Here is a 22,852-nt window from a genome sequence, read left to right as displayed (position 1 = left end):
TCTGTCTGTCTGCCGGAGTTGCCCATGTCCCGATGCCTTGGAAAACGTGCGCCCAAACATGATCTGCGAACTTATCGTCTGGCCCCCATGCTGGCCTCACGCCTTCCTGAAGTCCCGCTCCAGAAAGACTGGTCGGAAGGTGTGCCGTATCAGATGTGGGGGAATGACCGGTATGGCTGCTGCGCGTTTGCGGCCCATGCGGCCCTGACGGCAACATGGACCCATGCCGCACAGGGGCTGGTCGTGCTGTCCACGGACATGGTGCTGAACAATTATGCGGCCGTTACCGGCTTTGATCCGCAAACCGGCGCGCGCGACAACGGGACGATCCTGCTGGATGAATTGAACTTCTGGCTGCGGGAAGGACTTCACCGTCCGGGGCAGACGCTGGATTACCTGACGGCCTACGGCACGATCGATCCGCAGGACTGCAACGGAATCCGCCGTGGCATCTGTTATCTCGGTGGTGTTCTTGCCGGTGTTCAGGTGCCGCAGGGCTTCATGGACCTTCCGCTGGGTGCGATATGGGATTGGAACGCCATTTCCGACAGGACGCCGGTGGGTGGCCATGCCATTGCTCTGGTTGGGTACAACCCTGAAGGACTTTTCTTCAATACCTGGGGCACACGGACATTCATGCCGTGGGATACCTTCACGAAGATTGCCGACGAAGCCTACGGACTGCTTTCGCGCCAGAACTGGCTCGGCATTCCCGGGACATCGCCGAATGGCGAAGGTTTTGATGCGCTTCTTGCGGAAGTGAGGGGTGTATGAGCGTCACGTCCCGCCTTGCCTGCCTTGGGCCTTCCGTGCTGGCGCTCTCCCTTCTCAGTGCATGCTCTGCCGGATCCCCATCTCCTGTCACGATCAGCGAAGCCATTTCAGGGATCCAGACAGATCTGACGAAGACAGGCGTTGTCAGCACGTCCCATATTCAGGACTGGACGCCGGAACAGATCAGCCTGTTCGACACGAACGTCCGGACCCTGCAATGCATTCAGCACGTTCCGGATCCGGTCGTGGCCATGATTTCCGGTCCGGTTACGCTCTCCCTGTCCGGAAGCTTCACGTCCTCGGGCAGCTTTTCCGTCAGCAGTTCCGGGGCCATTCCCGTTTTCGGTCTCCAGGCAGATGCAAGCCGCATGAAAGGCCAGACATTAGGCCTGCCAGTTCAGTTCGTACCGCTATCCGCACTACCCGACGCCGAAATGGCGCGGGAAGTCGGATATGCCGGAGATCTGCTCGCACAGAGCGATACAGTCCGTCAGACCGAAGGGGCACGCATCGCAGCCAATCGTGATGCGCTGTCACAGCATGTCCGGACGCTGATCGGCACCTTCTCCGAACCATGCTCCAAGGAGACGGTCCATCCCTTTGTTGGTGTTCCGCGCCAGCCCTAGACAGGTGCGGAAAGGCCCAGTGCCTTTCCTGCTGCAGTAGCGATGTCATGCCGAAGCTGCACAACGCTTTGTCCACCCGCAGGATGGACGCGATTGGTCAGGATCAGCACATAGCTGTCGCTGTCCGGGTCAATCCACAGTGAGGTTCCGGTAAAGCCCGTATGGCCGAACGACCGGTGAGAAAATACATCGCCTCTCGGGGACGAGTAATGGGTGTTGATATCCCAGCCGAACCCGCGAAGTTCGGTTTTCCCGGCCGGCTGCTGTGGCGTGGTCATGAGCAGCAACGTGTCCTGTCGCAGCGGAAAGCGGCTTGGACGCCCCTTGAGCCGATCAAGGAGAGCCTGCGCGTAAACCGACATATCGCTCGCGTCTGAGAAAAGCCCAGCATGACCAGCCACGCCACCCATCCTGCGTGCCGTGGGATCATGAACGACGCCACGCAGCATGACGCCGTGCTCGTCATACTGCGTAGGTGCAATCAGAGGCTGCAGATCCGATGACGGCCGGTAGCCGGAAGCTGTCATCCCCAGCGGATCGAGAATATTGAGACGGACATACTGATCGAGCGGCAGGCCGCCCAGTTTCTCAACCAGCAGGCCGAGCATGATATAATTGACATCGCTGTAGACAAATTTCGCGCCTGGCGGGTTGATCAGCGAAGACGTCATGGCGCGCTGCACACCTTCAGTCTTGCCGGTCCATGGATCGTTCAATGGAACATCCGGCGGCAGGCCGGAATAATGGGTCAGAAGCAGGCGGACCGAAATGTCCCCCTTCCCGTTACAGGCAAACTCCGGAAAATACTGACTGACCCTATCATCGACCCGCAGTTTCTGCCGCTCGACCAGTTGCATGATCGCCAGCGCCGTCATGGTGGGCTTGGTCAGGGACGCCATGTCGAAATGCGTGTCCCATGTCAGTGGTTCAGGCGCCGGGACCAGGGCCCGCTTTCCGTACACGAACCGGTGCACGATCTGCTCGTCATGTCCGATGGCGACCACAGCGCCCGGAGCCTGCCCTTTGCGGATTGCATTACGAACCAGGCCGTCCACCTCGTCGAACCGCCCTCCTGATCGGGCGCAGGCGGCGACCTGTGTAACGCACAGGGCTGCACTGCCAAGCAGAAAATGCCGTCTTTGCAGAGAGACATGTTGTTTCATGGAGGGCATGTTCGAACCAGTTTCCACTTCTTCCTGACCCTTATGCTGTTTTTTCTGAAGACTATCCGTTTTTTTCGAAGACGCAACAGATTGCCCGTTCGCACCATTATTCATGGTTTCAGAAAAATTTCTCCTGTATGAACGCCCCTCATCCTACCGGTAGTTCTTCAGTGAGAGTGTGGTCATTTGTCTGAAAAACGTCTGGTCCTGCGTCCATCAACGAACAGATTCCCAGCCTACGCCCTGTCACTGATATTTGGTCTTTTTCAGGCGCTGACCTGCTTCCCGTTATCCCTGATACAGGGACACGTCCCGGCCTCCGTCCAGAATAGCCGTGATGATTTCTTCCAGCATATCATTGGCCAGATCTATTACCTGCAACAGGAATGGCAGTGGCCGCTCCTGACGGCCTGGCGGCTTGATGCACCCTTCGGCACCAATATCGCCATGACGGACAGCATCCCGCTGGCAGCCCTGCTTCTGAAGCTCGTCCATCCGCTTTTCCCGAACATGCTGCAGGGCGTGACGCTGTATCTGGCGCTTTGCTGGACGCTTCAGCCAGTCTGCGCGGTGTTTGCCTTACGATCGCTGGGTGAAAAGCGACTGCTTCCCGCACTTGCCGTCGGCGTTTTCAGTGCGTGTTTTCCGACCTTTCTTGCCAGACTGGGTCACGCTGCGTTGTGTGGTCACTGGATCCTGCTTGTGGCGATCGGGCTCTATTTCAGGGCAACACGACCCGGTGCGGATTCCAGGCCAGTATGGGTGCTCGCCATTCTGACAGCTTTGACTCTGCTGGTGCATCCCTATCTCATGGTCATGACAGGGGCCGTGCTTGGCGCCGTGTCTCTAACGCTTTTGCTGCGAAACAGAGACTGGAAGACCTGCACAGGCTCTCTTCTCGCCACCGTCGCATCCGGAACAGGCATTATCCTTCTTGGTTCTGTCCTCGGATACTGGGGCGGTGCCAGCGGTGGTGGATACGGGTTCTATTCCATGAACCTTGCCTCTCCGTTCTGGCCGGTGCATTCCACCCTCTTCCCTGCAGTGCCGCAGACATGGGTAGAGGCGACGGGCGGCCAGTACGAGGGATATCAGTATCTTGGTGCTGGCGTCCTGTTCGTACTGGCGATGGTTATATTCACACGCAAAGGACGGTCGCTGCTCGCGTCTTTTCCCAAACAGCATGCCGGTCTTCTTCTGGCGTGTCTGGCGCTGACCGTCATTGCCATTTCAAACCGGATCTATCTTTTTCATATTCCGGTTCTGCTGACGCATCTCAGGGTACCCGGAGCGGAGCAGATGCGTTCGTCAGGGCGAATGTTCTGGCCGGTTGCGTATCTGATCATGCTTGGAGCGGTTTACGGTCTGTGCCGTGCCTGGCCGCGTGCCTGGCCACTTCTCATGCTCGCGGGGATAGCATTTCAATGGTGTGATACGCGGGAGATGCGTACCAACGATCATCAGGTTGAAATGGCTCTCCTTGCCCCGGCAACCCCGAAAGATAGTCAGATTCTCTCACTTGTCCGGCCTTTTGACAAGATCGAAATCCACCCTCGACTGGAATGCGATGGCGTCAACGCACCTTACGTCTTGCCTCTGATCTATGCTGCGGCCCGGCAGAATGCTGCTGTAAACACGATGTATACAGCAAGATCCACACCAGAAGCCGCCTGTCGGCTCTGGACTGAACAGCCTCACCCGCTGAGCTCCCATACGCTGGTGGTTCTGCCCGGCACATCGCAGCGCGCGGGAGCCATTCGCTGGACAGACCTTCAACACGCCCGATGCGGCATAGGTGATGGTGCCACGTTCTGTGTTTCAGCCACATCCACACTTCCCAAAGGACTCTCCCCTGTTCCTGAAGCGCCTGACCTTCCCTTGGATCAGGAGATCATTACCTCAGGTCCGCGGTTAAGGAACGAGGAAATTCTGGAAAGTGGATGGTCAGGCCTGGAAGACTGGGGAGTATGGAGCGAAACGCCTGATCCCTCGCTGTATCTGCATCTGCCAGAAGATGTCCATACGGCGGATATCATACTGCGGATGCACGCCGCGCCAGGTACGACCCAACATGTGGGAGTCTTTCTGAACGGAGTGGAAATCAGGCAGTGGACCATGAGCCCTGAAGACGCGGACTATGAGGCGAATATCGCTGTTCCTCCAGCGTCGAAAGCCCTACGACTTCAGCTGAAAATCAATAATCCGGTTCACATCGGAAAAGACCCGCGCCTGCTGGGGTTTGGCCTTCTTCAGCTTAAAATCCACAAACTGAATTAGACATTGCAAGACAGGGCACAGAATTAAAAACTGCGTTTTCAGTAGGTCCGGCGCAGCACATAGATAGGCCGCTGCTTCGTCTCCATATAGATCCGACCGATATATTCGCCCAGCATGCCAATACTGATGATCTGCACACTGCTAAAGAAAATAATTGCCACGAACAGTGAAGCATAACCCGGCACGGGGTTACCCCAGATAATGGTCCGGAACACGATAAACAGGGCATAAAGGATGGCGACTAAAGCACCTAACGTGCCCAGATACGTCCATAGCCGGATGGGAACAGAGGAGAAGCTGGTAAAACCCTCCAGCGCGAAATTCCATAAGGAATAGCCGGAAAACTTTGTCATTCCCGCCGCTCTCGGCGCCCGGACATAATCAATGGTAACAGTCCGGAACCCGACCCAGGCGAACAGGCCTTTCATGAACCTCTGACGCTCCGGCAGTCTCCTGAGAGCGTCCACTACACAGCGGTCCATGAGCCGGAAATCTCCTACATTTTCCGGAATCTGGATATGGGCAAGCCGGTTATGCAGCGAATAAAACCAAGACGCTGTCTTGCGCTTGAGGACACTATCAGTGGACCGGTCAATCCGTTTCCCCAGCACGACTTCTGCCCCGTCGCGCCAGAACTGAAGCATCTGCGGTATAATTTCAGGCGGGTCCTGCAGATCGGCATCAATGATGATGACAGCATCTCCAGTTGCCGCATCAATGCCTGCCGTCAGAGCTGCTTCCTTGCCGAAATTGCGTGACAGTTCGAGGACACGAAAACGTCTGTCATTTTCCGAAAGCGCGATCAGTTCGTGCAGGGTACCGTCACTGCTGCCATCATCTACACAGATGATTTCCCAGTCCGTCTCGGGAATATCTTCAAGAACCGGCAGAATACCCTGCACGAAATAGCTGATGGCGGCTTCTTCGTTATAGAAGGGGACGATCAGAGACAGCTGTCTGGCCATACAGTTTTTCGGATTCCAAATCGTGATGCGGAGAGCATATCAGAAACAGACGGGCAGAAACCCCAGATAATTATGGATCAGTCGCTCGAACGTTCATAAGCATTGATCTTTTGCCCCCAGCCGATAAGGTGCCGGTTCAGGAAGACCTGAAAGTCTCCATCGTAACCCGCCCGCAACCGTCAGCCAGTTGTTTTCAAGTGTCACGTCCCGCCAGCCTTTCCGCTCTTTTTCAGCATCAGGAAATGTCAGGATCGGAAATGCAGAGTTCATGACAGACAGGACCGAGACGGGATCACCACCAGCCACACAGTCAGGGAACGACCGGACGCCCCAATGGCATCTGCAGGGTGAACAGAATGCGCCCGTCATGGTTCTGAGCGGAACATGGCAGGCCCGGACCGGCAATATTCCGGTCTTTCCAAAAGACGGGCTGAAAAAGGCCTCGGGCGCCCATCTCTCGTTCCAGACATCCGACGTTCAGGGCTGGGATACCGGGCTGATCGCTTTTTTGTGGGATCTCAAACGCGTCGCCCATGACGCCGGCATCAGTCTGGACATGCAGACGCTTCCGGGACCGATGCGACAGCTTCTGGAACTCCTGCCCGAGGCACCTGACGAACCTGTCCATCACAAGAAAGTCCGTCAGCCGTTTCTGGAGACCATCGGGACTCATACCATCGCGGCCGTGACCGAAGTCGGCGTGGTGTCCGAACTCGGTGCCCTGACGGTAAAAGGCGCGGTCCAGACTGTTCTTGGTCGCAGCCGGATGCGCCTGATTGACCTTCTGACCAATACCGCCGATGCGGGCCCTTATGCCCTGCTCATCGTAGGGGTCGTCAATTTTCTGATCGGTGCCATCCTGGCATTTGTTGGCGCCGTCGAACTCCAGAAGTTTGCGGCTGGCATCTACGTCGCAAGCCTTGTGGGGATTGCGATGGTGCGCGAAATGGCCGCTGTCATGACCGCCATCATCATGGCCGGACGAACGGGTGGCGCCTATGCCGCGCGGATTTCCACCATGCAAGGCAATGAGGAAATCGATGCCCTGAACGTTTTCGGCATCCCGACCTCGACGTACCTGATCCTGCCTACGGTCCTCTCGCTCATCATTACGATGCCCTTCCTGTACCTCTACGGATGTCTCATCGGCATGCTGGGCGGGTTCGTCGTGGCCATTTCCATGCTCGACATCACGCCGGCAGGGTATTTCCATCAGACCGTGACCGCGTTCGGCATCGGCCAGTTCATTTTCGGATTTACCAAAAGTCTCGTTTTCGGCGCCTTTATCGGGCTGACAAGCTGTCGGATCGGCCTCAAGGCCGGACGCTCGGCCGCAGATGTCGGCATCGCCGCGACACGTGCTGTTGTCGTCGGCATCGTGGGTGTCATTGCAATTGATGCCATCTTCGCCGTCATTGCCGATGTGCTGGGGATCTGATCGATATGCCTGACCAGACCGTCCTTTCCCTTCGCGACATCACGCTCTCCTTTGGCCCGAAGGTCATCCAGAAGAACATCTCGCTCGACGTCCACAAGGGCAGCATCTTCGCTGTCATGGGCGGATCGGGCTGTGGCAAGAGCACGCTCCTCAAGAGCATGATCGGCCTGCTGCGTCCCTCGGCGGGCGAATATCATGTCGGTGACGAGAACTACTGGGCCGGAAACGAAGCGCATCGCACGGATCTGAACCACCGCTTCGGCGTCCTGTTCCAGAGTGGCGCGCTGTGGAGTTCCATGACGATCGGCGAGAACATCGCCCTGCCCCTGCAGATGTTCACGGATCTCAAACCCGATGTCATCCGCAGGCTCGTGGAGCTGAAACTGGGTTTCGTCGGCATGTTGCAGGCGATTGATCTCTATCCGTCGGAAATCAGCGGCGGGATGCGCAAACGTGCCGGTCTCGCTCGTGCCCTGGCACTCGATCCGGACATCCTGTTTTTCGACGAGCCCTCCGCCGGCCTCGATCCGATCACCTCCGCCCGGCTTGATGACCTGATCCTGAACCTGCGGGACGGGCTTGGCGCGACGATCATCATCGTAAGTCATGAGTTGTCGAGCCTGTTTCATATCGCGGATGACGGCATCTTTTTGGACGCCAAGACGAAAACCCCGATCGCCCGCGGCTCACCCCGTGATCTGCGCGATCACTGTACCGATCCACAGGTGCATGCCTTCATGCACCGTGAACGCGACGAAGAAGGAAACACGTGATGAACAGGCAGGCTCTTGTCGGCGCTTTCGTCCTCGGAGGGACTGGCCTGATTGTCGCGGCATTCGTCCTGTTCGGCAATTTCCACCCCTTTTCCCGGACGGAAAAGGCCGTTCTGGTATTCCATGGCGCCTCGTCCGGGCTGGCCGTGGGATCTCCGGTCACATTCCGGGGCGTTCAGGTGGGTGCTGTGGACCGCGTTGTCATCGAGTACAATCCGACGACGAAAGACGCCTATATTCCGGTTTTCGTCACGATGCGTCCGGATAATATCGTTCTGACGAACAGCAACATTCATCATCGTCCGAGCATGGAAGATCTTGTCCAGCAGGGTCTGCGCGGTGAAATGAACCTCAAGAGCTTCGTCACCGGCACATCCGAAATCGATCTGGATTTTGCCCCCAACACGCCCGCGGTTCTCCATCCTGAAATTGCCCACATCACGGAAATCCCGACCAAGCAGTCCACGATTGAAGCCATGACCAAGAGCCTTCAGGACCTGCCCCTCAAGCAGATTGGGGAAAACGCAGATGCCACCCTGGCCTCTGTGCGCCGGCTGTCGGACCAGCTCGATCGGGATCTGCCGGCACTGGTCCAGAGCATCCATGAAACCTCGGATCATAGCCGCGATATGGTCGATGCCGCCCGCAAGATGGTGACGGATCTGGAGCCTACGCTGACCCACACGCTCGTCAGTGTGGACCGGCTGGCCAGCACCGGGACGAACCAGCTTGATGCGCGCGGCCGCGAGCTGCACGCGGTCCTGCTGAACAGCAACGCCGCCGTTCAGCAGGCCACAAAAAGCCTCGCCAATCTTGAGAGCATGACCTCTCCGCGCTCCACCGATCGTGCCAATCTTGAAGCGAGCCTGCGGGACATTGCCGCGGCCGCCTCTGCCCTGCGCGGATTTGCAACGGATGTCGAACGCAATCCGCAGCTTCTGCTGACGGGACGGCGCCCATGAACCGACAGTTCCGCCTCCCCCAGGTTTTTCCGGAGATCCGACCCGTGACACGGTTCATGACACGATCCGCAGCGCCCTTCGCTCTGCTGGCCCTGGCCGCCCTGTCAGGCTGCGCTGCACCGCCCATGCAATTCTATACGCTCGGGGCACCGGCCATTGCGCAGGTGAATGCTACGCTCCCGGCCACGGCTCCGGTCCTGGACGTGTCGCATGTGACACTACCGGATTATCTGGACAATCAGGACATTCTGACCCGCCACGGCGATCAGCTTGACCGCAGTCCCAATGGGCGCTGGGGAAGCAGACTGTCACAGGGTGTGACGGATCTTCTGGCAGCCCATCTGGGTCGGGACTGGTCCAGCTATATTGTGACCACACAGCCGCTTGCCGAGACGCCAGCCCTGCGCCTTGCAGTCAATATCAGCCGGCTGGACCTCGACAGCAACGGTCAGGGCTCGCTGGAAGCTGACTGGGCGATAATCCCTTCGGATGAACATCAGCCTGTCCTGCGCAGCCGGGGCTCTTTCACGGCACAGGGCAGCATCGCGACGGATGCCAGCAAAGTGGTTCTGACGCGCGCGCTTGTCGAGCAGCTCGCGGCACGAATTGCCAGCACGCCTCCCCATTCCTGAAAGACAGACCCTTCCACCGAGGCAATAATCGCCCTATTTTCCGTGATCCTGCGCCCTGAGGCTGCATGTTCGCGGAGCGCCTGATGAAAACCCTGCCTATCTTCATGGCCGTTCTCACAGCTGGCTGTTCGGCATTGCTCTGCCCGGCTTCTGCCCGGGCCGAAGGCGCTCGCGATACGCTGTCGATCGGTCTGGCGATCGAACCGCCCGGGCTGGATCCAACGCGCGGCTCCAGTGAAGCCATAGGCATGGTAACGTATGGCAATATTTATGAAGGCCTGATGCGGCTGAATGAGCATGGTGCGCTCAGGCCGCTTCTGGCGCAGAACTGGAGCGTGTCTTCAGATGGCCTGATCAATGATTTTACGCTGCATAACGGCGTCCATTTCCATGACGGGACAGAACTGACCTGCGAGAGCGTAAAGTTTTCGCTGCTTCGTGCAGGTGCAATGGGCAGCACCAATCCGAACAGGGCCGTTTTCAGCCGGATTGCCGATATATCCTGCCCGGACAGCCTGCACGTCCGGATCAGGCTCCACCATCCCTATGGCAGTTTTCTCTATCAGCTGGCCGGGAACGACGCGGCCATTCTCTCACCGGCATCCGTGGATCAGAACATCAGTCACCCAGTCGGGACCGGGCCATTCGTCTTTGATGAATGGCGCCGGGGAGATCACCTGACCCTGCGTCGCAATCCGGATTACTGGGGCAGCAAACCGGCGCTGAATTCCGTCACGTTTCGCTTCATGCCCGACCCGCTTTCGGCCAGCAACGCGCTTCTGGCCGGAGAACTCGACGCCTACCCGTCCTTCCCCTCCCGTGAAATCCTGAGCCGCTTTTCCGGGAACAGGCGGCTTGAAGTCGTCAGGGGCAGCTTTCCCTTCAAGGCGATTCTGGCCCTCAATAATGCCCGCCGCCCATTCAATGATCCGCGTGTCCGGCAGGCCATTGCACAGGCCGTCGACCGCAAGGCCCTGATCCAGGCCGTGGCAGAGAGCGACGCAACCGTTCTCCAATCGCACATGGCCCCGGACGATCCGGATTACGTCTCCCTGCCCGACCGTTATCCGTATGATCCGGAACATGCCCGCGCGCTCCTGAAAGAGGCGGGTGTCAGTCCTGGCACACATCTGACCCTGACCTTCCCGCCAATCGGCTATGCCCGTGACAGCAGCGAACTCATTGCTGCCTATCTGGAACAGGTCGGGCTGACCGTAACGCTCCAGCCTGTAGAATGGCCGGCCTGGCTGGGCCGGGTTTACGGACAGGGCCAGTTCGACATGACCGTCATCGCCCATACCGAACCGCATGACATCAACATCTATGACCGCACGCCTGTTTATTTCCATTATCACAGCCCGGTTTTTCACGATCTGCTGGAGCAGTATGAAGCCACCGCAGACACGGCCCGCCGTCATGAGCTCTCCGTACAGATGCAGGAACAGCTCGCCACAGATGAGCCAAATGTCTACCTTTTCTCGATCCCTCGCCAGACCGTGATGGACAGACGCATCAGGGGAATATGGGCCAACCAGCCCATCGCCGGCTTCCCGGTTGCCGACGTATTCTGGGCACCATGATCGGTGTCACAATCCTGCGCATGGTCTCCGGGCGCGTGATGCTGCTGTTTGTCGCAAGCCTGATCATCTTCGCCGCCATGAACCTGCTGCCCGGCGATCCGGCGACTGTCATGCTCGGACTGGATGCGAGCCCGGAGAGTCTTCTGGCACTCCATCATCAACTGGGGCTGGATACACCCCTGCCCGCACGATATGCGCACTGGATCAGCGGATTTCTGCATGGAGATCTGGGCCGGAGCTATATCTATGATGTTCCGGTTAGCAGCCTGATCGTCGAGCGTTTGCAGAGCAGTCTGCCTTTGATCTTCCTTGCCATGCTGCTCTCCCTTGGAGCGGGTATCCCCATCGGCGTCATCGCAGCTGCAAACCGGGGAAAAGCGCTTGATCTTGGCCTAATGGGAGTGCTTCAGCTTTTCAAGTCCATTCCGGATTTCTGGCTGGCGATGATGATGACGTTCCTGTTCTCCCTGATCCTGCACTGGCTGCCCGCAAGTGGTTTTCCGGGGTGGGAGAACGGATTTTTTCCGGCCATCAGGGCGCTCATTCTTCCCGCTATCGCCCTGGCCATCCCGCAGGCGGCCATCACTGCCCGCTTTATGCGCTCATCCCTGATCGAAACGCTGTCGCAGGATTTCATCCGCACGGCCCGCGCCCAGGGCTATAGCAGGCGGGGTACCCTCTGGCGCATCGCCCTGCCCAACGCACTGATCCCGGTCCTGACGCTGGCTGGCATCCAGCTGCCAGTCCTCGTGACAGGCAGCATCATCGTCGAGAGTGTCTTCAGCCTTCCCGGCTGCGGAAAACTGCTGCTGGAAGCCGTCAACCAGCGTGACATTCCCATCGTACAGAATCTTGTCATGATGATCGTGACCGGCGTGATGGTTCTAAACTTACTCATGGCAGCCCTTGTGCGCTGGCTGGATCCGCGTCTTGGGGAAGAATGCTCATGACGGCACGGTGGAATCATACCCTCTGGGCGGGTGGCATTCTGCTTGCGGCCGTCCTGCTTCCCGCTGCCGTTATTGCAGTGTTCAATGGCGATCATGCTCCCGGCATCGATGTCATGCACCGCTATGCAACACCGTCTCTGTCGCATCTGCTGGGAACAGATCCTTTCGGCCGTGATCTCATGGTCTATGTGCTTCTGGGCGCGTTCAACAGCATGATGATCGCTGCGATGGCCGTTGCCCTTGCGATGGTTGCCGGAACAGTGCTGGGGCTGATTGCCGCCGGGAGTCCTGAACCATCTCCGTCCGGATCGACCCGCATCATCATGGGGATCGCCGATCTGGGGCTGGCGTTTCCACCCGTCCTGATCGCCGCTTTACTCGTCACAGCCCTCGGAGCCTCCGCATCCGGCGAAATCCTCGCCATCGCCCTGTTTGGCCTTCCCGCCCAGATCCGGATCACCCGACAGGCCGCGCGCTCCATCCTGATCCAGGACTATATCGCCGCCTCCCGACTGGCCGGTCGCGGCACGCTCACCATCCTACGCACGCACGTCCTGCCCAATATCCTGCCTTTGCTTACGGTACAGGCCACGTCCTCGCTGGCGCTGGCCCTCCTTTCCGATGCCGGACTGTCCTATCTCGGTCTCGGAGCTCCCCCACCACTCCCTGATCTGGGACGGGCACTGGCGTCCTACCAGATCCACGTTTTCGATCATCCGATGCTGGTCGCCGTACCGGGACTGACGATCATGCTGCTCGTGCTGGGTTTCAATATTTTCGGTGACGGATTGCGGGATAGTCTGGACGCTGCGCATCAGGAGCCTGCTCCATGACCGCCGTACTCCACGTCAGGGCGCTGGATGTTCAGGGCCCCGCGCGTCCGATCCTCCACCCGCTCTCTTTCATCCTTGAGCCGGGGAAAATTCTTGCCGTCACGGGAGAGTCCGGTTCGGGAAAATCAACGCTTGCCCTCGCCCTGATGGGATTGCTGCCACCCGGTTTTCAGGCGCGTGGGCAGATTGATTTTGAAGGAACAGATCTTCTGGCGCTGTCCGAACCGGAATGGTGCCGGATCCGGGGCAGAAAACTGGGCATGGTGTTTCAGGAACCCATGACGGCGCTCAACCCGACCCGACGCATCGGGGCGCAGATCGCCGATCCGTTCCGCCTTCATACACCGCTGACCAGACCCCGGATCCATGCCGAAACACGTGTCCTGATGGAGCAGACCGGCCTGCTGGACGCGGGCGTCAGCGAGCGGGCCTATCCGCATCAGCTTTCCGGCGGCCAAAGACAGCGCGTGCTGCTAGCCATGGCGCTAGCCTGTCAGCCCAGTATTCTGATCGCAGACGAGTTCACCACAGCTCTTGATGCCCGCACCCAGTCCGCCATGATGGCGCTCGTTACCCGTTACTGCGAGACGCATGGCATGGCGGTCCTGATGATTTCCCATGATCTCGGGCTGGTCCGCCGTCATGCCGATCAGGTTCTGGTCCTCAAAGACGGAGCCTGCGTCGAGCAGGGCCCGACCGCATCTGTATTCGACGCGCCTGCCCATCCCTACATACAGGCTTTACTTGCAATGTCCCTTCACGGCGCGGCGCGCACACCGCTGACGCCCCTTCCCGTCTTCAGGGCCCCGGCATGAGCCCGATCCTTCAGGCGCGCGCTGTGACATACGGGAAAATGGACCGCCACATCTTTCCGTTCCTGCGCCGCGAGAGCAGTCCGATCCTGAAAGAGATCAGTCTCGATCTGCAAGAAGGCCAGACACTCGGCATTATCGGCGCATCCGGAAGCGGAAAGTCCACCCTGTGCCGCATTCTCAGCGGCCTTGTTGCACCCGATGAAGGCCAGGTCCTGTATCAGGGGCAGGATCTCGCAACAGCCCCGGTGCAGGTCCGGAAAGAAATCCGCCCTGCGATCCAGATGATCTTTCAGGACCCATACGGCGCCCTCGATCCGCGCCAGACTGTCCGTGACATCGTGGGCGAACCGCTCGATCCCGCGCCTGATCGGGACGCCCGTATTCTGACGGCGCTCAAAGAAGTTGGTCTGTCTGCCGATATGGCCGATCGCTATCCCAGAGCCTTTTCCGGCGGCCAGCGACAGCGGATTGCCATCGCCCGCGCCCTGATCACCCGTCCATCCGTCATCATCGCCGATGAAGCCGTCTCGGCGCTGGACGTGTCAACGCAGGCTATCGTCCTGAATCTGCTGCTGGACCTACGGCAGCGCCATGGGCTGGCATATGTTTTCGTCAGTCACGATCTGGCCGTCATCCGCCATCTGTCGCACCATATCGCCGTTCTGGATCAGGGCCGGATCGTGGAATCCGGCCCGGCGTCCGATATTCTGGATACGCCCACCCAGCCCGCCACAAAGGCGCTTCTTGAAAACACCTACTGACCCGCGAGGCGTCATGACCAGCCTGAACCTTCTCACCGACATTCCCGGCATCCGCGTCGGTCATAGTCAGAACCTGACCCTTCGCACGGGGGTAACGGCGATCCTGTTCGATCGCCCCGTCATCGCCTCCGGCAGTTTCCCGGGCGGCGCCCCGGCCCTGCGGGAAACCGCTCTGCTGGAACCGGAAAATATGGTCAATCATATCCACGCGCTCGTCCTGTCAGGCGGCTCGACCTATGGGCTGGACGCAACAACGGGAGTTCAGGCCTGGCTGCGCGAGCAGTTCGACAACGCGCCTCTGCCGCCGGGCACCATCCGCGTCCCCATCGTGGTGCAGGCCAGTCTTTACGACCTTCCTGCGGGCGGACAGACGACATGGGGCCGCTATTCGCCCTACGCCGAAATGGGCCATCAGGCCGCGACCAGCGCCCGAAGCGGAGCTTTCACACTGGGCACGGCTGGCGCAGGAACAGGCGCGACAACCGCCACACTGCGCGGGGGGCTGGGCTCGGCGAGCACGATCACACCCGCCGGGCACCGCGTGGCCGCGCTGGTCGCCGTCAATGCCGTCGGAACAGCCACAATCGGCGACGGGCTGCATTTCTGGAGCGCGCCTTTCGAGCAGGGTAACGAATTCGGCGGTCTGGGCATGCCGGCGCATCTGAGCGCAGAAGATTTGCGCCTGCGTTCCAAATGGGCCTCCGTCACTGGCACCACGATCGGCCTCATCGCCACGGACGCCACCCTCACCAAAACACAGGCGAAACGCCTCGCTATTCTGGCGCAGGACGGCGTGGCACGCGGCGTGTTTCCTGCCCATCTGCCTCTGGACGGGGATGCCATGATCGGGGTCTCGACCTGCAAAAAGCCAGCTCCGATGGGTCAGGAATGGACCGAAATCCTCCATGCCGCCACGCAGGTCACGGCCCGCGCCATCGCCCGGGGCGTGTACGAGGCGTCCCCTCTTCCCGGCGGCGCCGCGCTCCCGACATGGCACGAACGTTTCGGATCCAAAGATACGCCATAAAAATGATCTGACCCTCATTTCATATATTTTATTCAGGATCGTATATGATTATAGAACTCAGACCGAGTGTCGTGTCCGAGGCTGAGTCCATGTCAACTTTTGTGCCGTCCTATCCTGTCCGCTCCTCCCTTCGTCAGGCCATCGCCGCAGACATGCGCAGGCCCGAAGCAGAGTGCATCCTTCCCCTGATCGAACAGGCCACACTGACCGAAACGGAACAGCAGAACACGTTTGACGTCGCCCGCCATCTGACCCGTACGCTGCGGACGCAGCGTCGCCCGGGCGGCGTCGAGGCGTTAGTGCAGGAATTCTCGCTCTCCTCCGCCGAGGGCGTCTCCCTGATGTGTCTGGCCGAGGCACTCCTGCGCATTCCGGATGCCGCCACACGCGACGCCCTGATCCGCGACCGGATCGGCCCCGGAGACTGGCTTTCCCATGTCGGCGGCAAAAAATCCGTTTTCGTGAATGCGGCCTCGTGGGGGCTGATGCTGACGGGCAAGCTGACCAACGACACGGATGAAGGTCTCGCCGCCGCGCTGTTCCGCCTCGTCGGACGTGGTGGGCAGCCACTGGTCCGCCGTGCGCTCGACATCGCCATGCGCATGATGGGCGAGCAGTTCGTCATCGGCGAGACCATCGAAGAAGCCCGCAAGGTCAGTACCGAACCTGAAGAGCGCGACTTCAAATATTCCTACGACATGCTCGGCGAAGCGGCGATGACGGAAGCCGACGCCCTGCGCTACCGCCGTGACTATGAGCGCGCGATTGACGTGATTGGCCAGACCGCACGCGGTGCGAATGTCTATGAGAAGGCCGGAATTTCCATCAAGCTCTCGGCCCTGCACCCACGCTATGCCTTCGCCCAGCGCGAGCGCGTCCTGAAAGAACTCGGCCAGACGCTGAAAGACCTCGTCATTCAGGCCCGCCGCTATGACATCGGCATCAATATCGACGCCGAAGAAAGCGAACGTCTGGACCTCTCGCTCGATCTGATCGAAGATTTGTGCCACTGCCCGGAACTGGACGGCTGGAACGGCATCGGCATCGTCGTGCAGGCCTATGGACGCCGCGCCCCGAAGGTTCTGGACTATCTGATCGATCTCGGCCGCCGCAGCGGACATCGCCTTATGATCCGTCTGGTGAAGGGCGCGTACTGGGACAGCGAAATCAAGAAGGCGCAGGTCGAAGGCCAGACGGATTTCCCGGTCTATACGCGTAAATGCTACACGGATGTCAGCTATATCGCCTGCGCAAAAAAGCTTCTGGCGGCGCGTGATGTCGTCTTCCCGCAGTTCGCAACCCATAATGCCCGCACGCTGGCCACGATCTACACATTGGCCGGCCTGAACTTCCAGATTGGCGACTACGAATTCCAGTGCCTGCACGGCATGGGCGAGACGCTTTATAACGAAGTCGTCGGCCCGCAGAAGCTCAACCGCCCGTGCCGTGTGTATGCCCCGGTCGGCTCGCATGAGACGCTGCTGGCCTATCTGGTGCGCCGCCTGCTGGAAAACGGCGCCAACTCGTCCTTCGTCAACCAGATCGGCGATGAGAGCCTGCCCATCGAGACCCTGATCGCCGATCCGGTCGCGCTCGCAAAAGCCGTCCAGCCACCGGGCGCCTCACACCCGTCCATCGCCCTGCCGAAGGACCTGTTCGCGCCCGAACGCACCAATTCCCGCGGACTGGACCTGACCGACGAACACACCGTCACGGCCCTGGCCGAAGCCGTCTGTGCCTCCGAAAAACAGACGCTAGAAAACCTGTCCTGCTCGGGTGCGACGCAGGAGATCCGCAATCCGTCCAACCATTCGGACAGGATCGGCAGTGTCCGTTTCGGAACCGAAGAGGATGTCCGCAAGGCCATTGATGCCGTCGAAAGCGAAGGCGCAGCATGGGCAGCTCTATCCGCCGACGCACGAAGCACCAGGCTCGATCGCGCGGCCGACCTGCTGGAAGAGCATCAGAGCGAACTAATGGCCCTCTTGGTCCGCGAAGCAGGCAAGTCCTATGCCAATGCGCTCTCCGAAGTCCGCGAGGCCGTTGATTTCCTGCGATATTACGCAGTTCAGGCCCGCGAAACGGCCCAGGCCGGTAGCAGTGCACCGCTCGGCGTCGTCGCCTGTATCAGCCCATGGAACTTCCCTCTCGCCATTTTCCTGGGACAGATTTCGGTTGCACTGGCGGCTGGCAACACGGTCGTCGCAAAACCGGCAGAGGAAACACCCTTCATTGCCCTGCGCGCCGTTGCCCTTCTGCGCGAAGCCGGCATTCCGGAAAGCGCTCTCCGACTGGTGCCGGGTGCTGGCGAGACTGGCGCGGCCCTTGTGGCCGATCCGCGGATTGCCGGCGTGATGTTCACCGGCTCCACCGCCGTGGCGGGCCTGATCGCCAGCACTCTGGCCGGACGCACCGGCGCGGACGGGCAGCCCATTCCGTTCGTGGCCGAGACCGGCGGCCAGAACGCCATGATCGTGGACAGCTCCGCCCTGACCGAACAGGTGGTCGCAGACGTTCTGGTCTCGGCCTTCGACAGCGCAGGTCAGCGCTGTTCCGCCCTGCGCGTCCTGTGCGTACAGGAAGACTGCGCCGATCGCGTCCTGACCATGCTCCGTGGCGCCTTGGAAGAACTGCGCGTAGGCAATCCGGCGGAACTGCATACGGATGTCGGCCCGGTCATTTCGGCTGAAGCCCAATCCGGGATCCAGACCTATATCGACGCATCCCGCGCGCAGAACCGCGCCGTCTGGTCCCTTCCCCTTCCGAACGCGGCATCGAACGGCACATTCATCGCCCCGACCATCATCGAGATCGACAGTCTGGCGGATCTCAAAGGCGAAGTCTTCGGACCGGTCCTGCATGTCCTGCGCTTTGAAGCCAGCGGCTTCGAGGCCCTGATCAATGCAATCAACCAGTCCGGCTACGGCCTGACTTTCGGTCTGCACACAAGGATCGAAAGCCGCATGGCGCATGTCACATCACGCATCGAGGCCGGGAACCTCTACGTCAACCGCAACATGGTCGGCGCCGTTGTGGGCAGCCAGCCATTTGGCGGCGAAAAGCTGTCCGGTACCGGTCCGAAAGCCGGTGGTCCGCTGATCCTGCGTCGCCTGATGAGCATCGCCCCGGCCCATACGGACTGGGAAAACCAGGAACTGCCAGAGCCCGCACGACTGTTCCTGTCCTGGCTGATGCGAACAAGCTTCCCGCTCTATCAGACAATCGTGGACGCCATGCAGCACGGCATGTGCGGCGCCACGCGTGAACTGCCCGGCCCGGTCGGCGAAACTAACCTGTACCAGCTTCTGCCGCGTGGCGCCGTCCTGTGCATCGCCAGCAACCGCGAGACCATGCTCCGCGCCGTGGGCCTCGCCCTGAGCGGTGGAAACACGGCCTTCGTTCAGGGGCCGAATGTGGCTTCGGACTGGGTTTCCGACCTTCCCGATGCGCTTGCACTGCATATCCGCCGCACGCAGGGCGGGCGTGTTGCAGGATGTCGGACGATCCTTGCGTCGCCGGAAGAAAAGCAGATGGCGGAACAGGCCCGTGCGGCCCTGTCGCGTTCGGGCATGATCGTGCAGCTCTACATGCTTGACGCGAAAAGCCCGATCCGGCCTGAATGGGTGCTTCAGGAAAAGGTCGTCAGCACGAATACGACGGCCGCGGGCGGCAATGCCAGCCTGATGACCATCGGATAACGGTCCTGTCCGGCATGGCCGTTCGCGCCGGCCATGCTAAGAGGACTGCCTCTCAACTGACGGACGACCCCATGCGCGCTGCCGAGCCGAAGTTTACACCTGTTGATACGAAAAGCGGCTCGGCCTCGCTCGAAATCGCGGACGCCCTGCGCCGTGCCATCACGGACGGCATCCTGACCGATGGCCAGCCGATGCGACAGTCGGAGCTTGCCCGCAATTTCGGCGTCTCCACCATCCCGGTCCGCGAAGCGCTCAAACAGCTTGAGGCGGAAGGCCTGATCGCCTTCCTGCCCCATCGCGGCGCCGTGGTCACCGGACTGAGCGAGGCGGATATCCTGGAATATTCGGACATCCGCGCCTCGCTGGAAAGCATGGCGGCCGGACTGGCCATGACGTCCCTTACCCGTGTCGATCTGGCGCGGATCGAGGACGCCTATGAGGCCTTTGTCAGCGGAACAGGCGGCACCCAGGGGATGGAGCAGTCCGGACGTCTGAACTGGGAATTTCACGGTGCCATCTATGCCGCAGCGCAGCGTCCGCGACTGTACAGCATGATCCACGACCTGCATTCCCGGCTCGACCGCTATATCCGCGCCCATCTGGAACTGCCGGGGCGGAAAGCCGCGACCGACGCCGAGCATTTCCAGATCCTTCAGGCCTGCCGCGCCCGCGACGGCGAGGAGCTCGGCCGCCTGACGAAGCAGCATATTCTCGAAGCCGCCTCCCTGTCGCTGGACGTCATCCGCGAGCGGACAACGCCCTGATCCTCACCGCGCCGGATTGACCGCAACCAGCGTCGCAGGTTCCCGCTCGTCATACCAGAGATGCAACGGGCCATCCGCATGGAAAAAGCCCGGAATGCTGTTGATGATATGGGCGATCTGCTCCAGACACGACACCAGACGGACACGGTACAGACCTTCCATTCCGGAAGCCTCGCCCGCCCCGATTAACCCCGCAGCGGCCATGAGAGATGCAGCCGTCCCGACAGGATCCCGCCGCAGGGTCCTGAAGGACGCCAGCGCCACATCCAGAGCCTCCCTTTCGTGAGCACTCAATCCCGCCGGTTCCACGGCCTGCCGCAGGCGGATCAGCAGACGTCCTAGGGACAGAGCAGCAAACGCGCCATCGACATAGCCCTGACGGTCGATGGGAGACGCCACCAGAGACAGCCGCATCAGCAGGATGGAGACCTTCTGGATCTGCGTCCCCTCCCACACCATCCAGGATGGCACCTTCGCGGCAGGCCGGGCCGAAAGGTTCTGGAGGCTGCGGCCAAGGGAAATGACGAGCCGCGAGGCATAAAGCCGCTGATCGGCCGGCATGATTACGCGGAACACCAGAACCAACAGCGCGCAGCCCATCAGGATGGCGAGCCAGGTGTTGATGAGCGTGATATCGTCGGGAACCATGCTGTTCGTTATCATCAGTTGCATGGCCAGAAAGACCGTATAGCCGAACGCCCCCACCCCGTAACGCGGATGGAACTGGAGCCACACGCCCGGCAGCATGCAGGCACAGACCGAGAGCCAGAGCATAGGATAACCGTCCACGCGCGGAAGTGCTGCGATATGGCACAGCCAGCAGGCCGGAACCGACAGCGCCGTCCCGATCGCCATCGGCAGACTGGCCCGTGCCGCCGAAGGGGCAGTAGACAGCAGGCTCGACGCCGCCACGACATACATGATCATCATCGGCCCGGTCGGGAAATAGGTGATGTACCAGATCATGCAGGCCAGAAAGGCGATCAGCATCCCACGCAACCCGTTATAGATCGCCGACATCCATTCCAGATAAGGCAGCACCCGGACGCGGACATGCGGGCCACGCGGGCTGGACAGGTCCAGGACCGTCTCGCGAAGCTGGAGGAGAATGTCGCGGACATTATCGACAGATGCCTGAACCGCAGGCGATGTCGCCGCCCCCTCCAGAACCTCAAGCCGCCCGAGCGACTCTTCCAGACAGGCCAGAACGCCCTGCGGCCACTCGATCCATCCGGCGGTTTCCGTCAGGGCGAGAAGCTCGGTCAGCGTATCGCGGATTTCACGATGAACAGGTGCCGAAAGCGGATTCGCTACCCCCAGGTTGCGCCAGTACGGGTGATAGGACGCGACAAGCCCTGTCATGCGACTGACGGCGAGCCGATATCCCCGCACCCCGGCATGAATATCGGGATTGTCCGTCGCGGCGTATTCTATGGCAGGTCCAAGCCGTGCCAGCTGCCCCAGAAGACGCTGCCGCCCGTCATAGATTGTCTGCGGAAGGCTCCTGAAAGCCCCTTCAGTCCCAACAGGTTCCGAGCTCGGAGCATCCTGCGCATCGGAGCGGTCCATCAGTCCTTCATGAAACACCAGGGCATGGCGGATCGTTTCGCGAAACGCCCCCGAAAGCGCATCCATCGTGCCCTGACGCCGACGCGGCGACGTCACCATGAACACCGCCGCCGTCACAACGATTCCAAGTGCCACGTCCGACACGCGCATCATGGCGGACATGAAAATATTCTCGGGATGCGCAAACGCAGGAACGGCTACGATGATGATCGTGTAACCCGCCAGAACGGCCGCATAAGCCCGGAAATAGCGCAGGCATGTCGCTGTCATGCAAGCCAGGCCCACAAAGGCCGACAGCACCATGAAATACAGGACGGCGGACTGCACGAACATCGCCATGACCGCCGTGCTCAGGGCCGCGCCGATCACCGTCCCGGTCATACGCCACACACTCTTGGAGACCAGTGCGCCCACAGTCGGGTTCGCGACGATCAGGACGGTCGTGACCGTACTCATCGGCGATTCCAGCTGGATCATGAACGCGAGAAAGAGCGCAATGCCGATGGACAGGAACACCCTGGCTGTAAAAGCCGCCGTTGAGACGAAATTCTGCCACCGCAGGCTGTTGCGGTCGAAAGAAAGAAGCTGGCGAAAAGGATTGCGCATGGCGGATCCGGAAAATCAGGAGGAAGAAAAACCGGACAGGGAAACTCTTCCTTCCATCATGCCGAGCTGGCTGCGCAGCAGTTCGGCCGCATCGTCGGGAAGCCCTTCGGTCAGCCGGGCTTCCAGTTCCGCCGCGATCCGGTGAAACTGATTGCACCGCTCACGTCCGGCCGCTGTAAGGGTCAGAAGATTGGACCGCCTGTCCTGCGGATCGGGCTCCCGCGAGATCAGGTTCTCTGCGCCCAGATGGTCCAGCACCCGCACGAGCGCCGAGCTGTCTACGCCCATGACGGAGGCCAGATCGCTCTGCTTCATCCCGTTTCCCATCACCATCAGGTATGCCATGGGCCGCATGGTCGCGAGGGTCATGCCTTCAGGCCGCAGAAGACGATCCAGTTGCGCCCGCCACAGGCTCGACAGGCGCAGGACATGGAAGGTCAGTCCCATGTCATGAAAACTGCTGTCCCGAAGGATGGACGGATCATACTGGACAGCCATTTTCTGGTGACACCTCATCTGTTGACATATCAACTGATTACATGACACTATCAGAATTGAAAACAGATCAGGTTGACATTTCCGTCAGGAAGTTCAGTTTTTGATCGAAATCACCTGCCGACGCCCCCTGACCTGAAGGGG

At 60.2% G+C, this 22,852-nt stretch carries 20 protein-coding genes; 15 read left to right on the top strand and 5 right to left on the bottom strand.

Features of this window, described 5'->3' with window-relative positions:
* Positions 1 to 24: 24 nt before the first annotated feature.
* Together GRO01_RS04090 and GRO01_RS04085 are read left to right on the top strand one after the other, a co-directional pair.
* Positions 25 to 774, top strand: coding sequence for a C1 family peptidase (locus tag GRO01_RS04090; RefSeq protein WP_062509019.1), 750 nt, complete (start codon positions 25 to 27; stop codon positions 772 to 774).
* Positions 771 to 1,400 carry a hypothetical protein gene (locus GRO01_RS04085; RefSeq protein WP_062509021.1) on the top strand — a complete coding sequence of 210 codons (630 nt, stop codon included), beginning with the start codon at positions 771 to 773 and terminating at the stop codon, positions 1,398 to 1,400. Before GRO01_RS04090 ends, GRO01_RS04085 begins: the two co-directional genes overlap by 4 nt.
* Here GRO01_RS04085 and GRO01_RS04080 read toward each other — a convergent pair.
* Positions 1,397 to 2,563 carry a serine hydrolase domain-containing protein gene (locus tag GRO01_RS04080; protein WP_371857376.1) on the bottom strand — a complete coding sequence of 389 codons (1,167 nt, stop codon included), beginning with the start codon at positions 2,561 to 2,563 and terminating at the stop codon, positions 1,397 to 1,399. The genes GRO01_RS04085 and GRO01_RS04080 overlap by 4 nt on opposite strands.
* A gap of 186 nt (positions 2,564 to 2,749) precedes the next feature.
* On the opposite strand from GRO01_RS04080, the gene GRO01_RS04075 reads away from it, so the two are divergent.
* Positions 2,750 to 4,840: a DUF6311 domain-containing protein gene (locus tag GRO01_RS04075; RefSeq protein WP_062509023.1), complete on the top strand. Its 2,091-nt coding sequence runs from the start codon at positions 2,750 to 2,752 to the stop codon at positions 4,838 to 4,840.
* 38 nt (positions 4,841 to 4,878) lie between these two features.
* Here GRO01_RS04075 and GRO01_RS04070 read toward each other — a convergent pair whose 3' ends face one another.
* Both GRO01_RS04070 and GRO01_RS13285 read right to left on the bottom strand, forming a co-directional pair.
* Positions 4,879 to 5,805, bottom strand: a complete 927-nt coding sequence (locus GRO01_RS04070; protein ID WP_062509025.1) for a glycosyltransferase family 2 protein — start codon at positions 5,803 to 5,805, stop codon at positions 4,879 to 4,881.
* 93 nt (positions 5,806 to 5,898) lie between these two features.
* Positions 5,899 to 6,075: a hypothetical protein gene (locus tag GRO01_RS13285; protein ID WP_156053206.1), complete on the bottom strand. Its 177-nt coding sequence runs from the start codon at positions 6,073 to 6,075 to the stop codon at positions 5,899 to 5,901.
* On the opposite strand from GRO01_RS13285, the gene GRO01_RS04065 reads away from it, so the two are divergent.
* The 12 genes from GRO01_RS04065 (at position 6,074) to GRO01_RS04010 (ending at position 20,038) form a co-directional block, all read left to right on the top strand.
* Positions 6,074 to 7,243, top strand: a complete 1,170-nt coding sequence (locus GRO01_RS04065; RefSeq protein ID WP_062509027.1) for an MlaE family ABC transporter permease — start codon at positions 6,074 to 6,076, stop codon at positions 7,241 to 7,243. The genes GRO01_RS13285 and GRO01_RS04065 overlap by 2 nt on opposite strands.
* Positions 7,244 to 7,248: 5 nt before the next feature.
* Positions 7,249 to 8,016, top strand: coding sequence for an ABC transporter ATP-binding protein (locus tag GRO01_RS04060; RefSeq protein ID WP_062509029.1), 768 nt, complete (start codon positions 7,249 to 7,251; stop codon positions 8,014 to 8,016).
* Positions 8,016 to 8,978: an MlaD family protein gene (locus GRO01_RS04055; RefSeq protein WP_062509031.1), complete on the top strand. Its 963-nt coding sequence runs from the start codon at positions 8,016 to 8,018 to the stop codon at positions 8,976 to 8,978. Before GRO01_RS04060 ends, GRO01_RS04055 begins: the two co-directional genes overlap by 1 nt.
* A gap of 56 nt (positions 8,979 to 9,034) precedes the next feature.
* On the top strand, positions 9,035 to 9,610 hold the full coding sequence (locus GRO01_RS04050; RefSeq protein WP_062509080.1) for a PqiC family protein: 576 nt from the start codon (positions 9,035 to 9,037) through the stop codon (positions 9,608 to 9,610).
* Positions 9,611 to 9,693: 83 nt separating this feature from the next.
* Positions 9,694 to 11,190 (top strand): ABC transporter substrate-binding protein, encoded by a 1,497-nt coding sequence (locus GRO01_RS04045; protein ID WP_083541356.1) that lies wholly within the window; start codon positions 9,694 to 9,696, stop codon positions 11,188 to 11,190.
* Positions 11,187 to 12,140 carry an ABC transporter permease gene (locus GRO01_RS04040; RefSeq protein ID WP_062509033.1) on the top strand — a complete coding sequence of 318 codons (954 nt, stop codon included), beginning with the start codon at positions 11,187 to 11,189 and terminating at the stop codon, positions 12,138 to 12,140. The genes GRO01_RS04045 and GRO01_RS04040 overlap by 4 nt, the downstream gene beginning before the upstream one ends.
* Positions 12,137 to 12,973 carry an ABC transporter permease gene (locus GRO01_RS04035; RefSeq protein ID WP_062509081.1) on the top strand — a complete coding sequence of 279 codons (837 nt, stop codon included), beginning with the start codon at positions 12,137 to 12,139 and terminating at the stop codon, positions 12,971 to 12,973. The genes GRO01_RS04040 and GRO01_RS04035 overlap by 4 nt, the downstream gene beginning before the upstream one ends.
* Entirely contained in the window at positions 12,970 to 13,788 is an 819-nt protein-coding gene (locus GRO01_RS04030) for an ATP-binding cassette domain-containing protein (protein ID WP_062509035.1), read from the top strand. The genes GRO01_RS04035 and GRO01_RS04030 overlap by 4 nt, the downstream gene beginning before the upstream one ends.
* Entirely contained in the window at positions 13,785 to 14,549 is a 765-nt protein-coding gene (locus GRO01_RS04025) for an ABC transporter ATP-binding protein (protein ID WP_062509037.1), read from the top strand. Before GRO01_RS04030 ends, GRO01_RS04025 begins: the two co-directional genes overlap by 4 nt.
* A gap of 13 nt (positions 14,550 to 14,562) precedes the next feature.
* Positions 14,563 to 15,576, top strand: coding sequence for a P1 family peptidase (locus GRO01_RS04020; protein ID WP_062509039.1), 1,014 nt, complete (start codon positions 14,563 to 14,565; stop codon positions 15,574 to 15,576).
* A gap of 89 nt (positions 15,577 to 15,665) precedes the next feature.
* Entirely contained in the window at positions 15,666 to 19,274 is a 3,609-nt protein-coding gene (gene putA, locus GRO01_RS04015) for a bifunctional proline dehydrogenase/L-glutamate gamma-semialdehyde dehydrogenase PutA (protein WP_141306807.1), read from the top strand.
* Positions 19,275 to 19,345: 71 nt separating this feature from the next.
* Positions 19,346 to 20,038: a GntR family transcriptional regulator gene (locus GRO01_RS04010; protein ID WP_062509043.1), complete on the top strand. Its 693-nt coding sequence runs from the start codon at positions 19,346 to 19,348 to the stop codon at positions 20,036 to 20,038.
* Positions 20,039 to 20,041: 3 nt separating this feature from the next.
* Here the strand turns inward: GRO01_RS04010 and GRO01_RS04005 are convergent, their stop codons facing one another.
* Together GRO01_RS04005 and GRO01_RS04000 are read right to left on the bottom strand one after the other, a co-directional pair.
* The gene (locus GRO01_RS04005; RefSeq protein WP_062509045.1) at positions 20,042 to 22,213 is read right to left on the bottom strand and encodes an FUSC family protein; all 2,172 of its coding nucleotides are present in this window, start codon (positions 22,211 to 22,213) and stop codon (positions 20,042 to 20,044) included.
* 15 nt (positions 22,214 to 22,228) lie between these two features.
* Positions 22,229 to 22,711: a MarR family winged helix-turn-helix transcriptional regulator gene (locus GRO01_RS04000; protein ID WP_062509047.1), complete on the bottom strand. Its 483-nt coding sequence runs from the start codon at positions 22,709 to 22,711 to the stop codon at positions 22,229 to 22,231.
* Between the last annotated feature and the right edge of the window lie 141 nt (positions 22,712 to 22,852).

Origin of the sequence: Gluconobacter roseus NBRC 3990 (assembly GCF_006538885.1) — a bacterium.
Lineage (GTDB): Bacteria > Pseudomonadota > Alphaproteobacteria > Acetobacterales > Acetobacteraceae > Gluconobacter > Gluconobacter roseus.
Note: the sequence above shows the minus strand (reverse complement) of the source record. Positions and strands in the feature narration are given on the sequence as shown.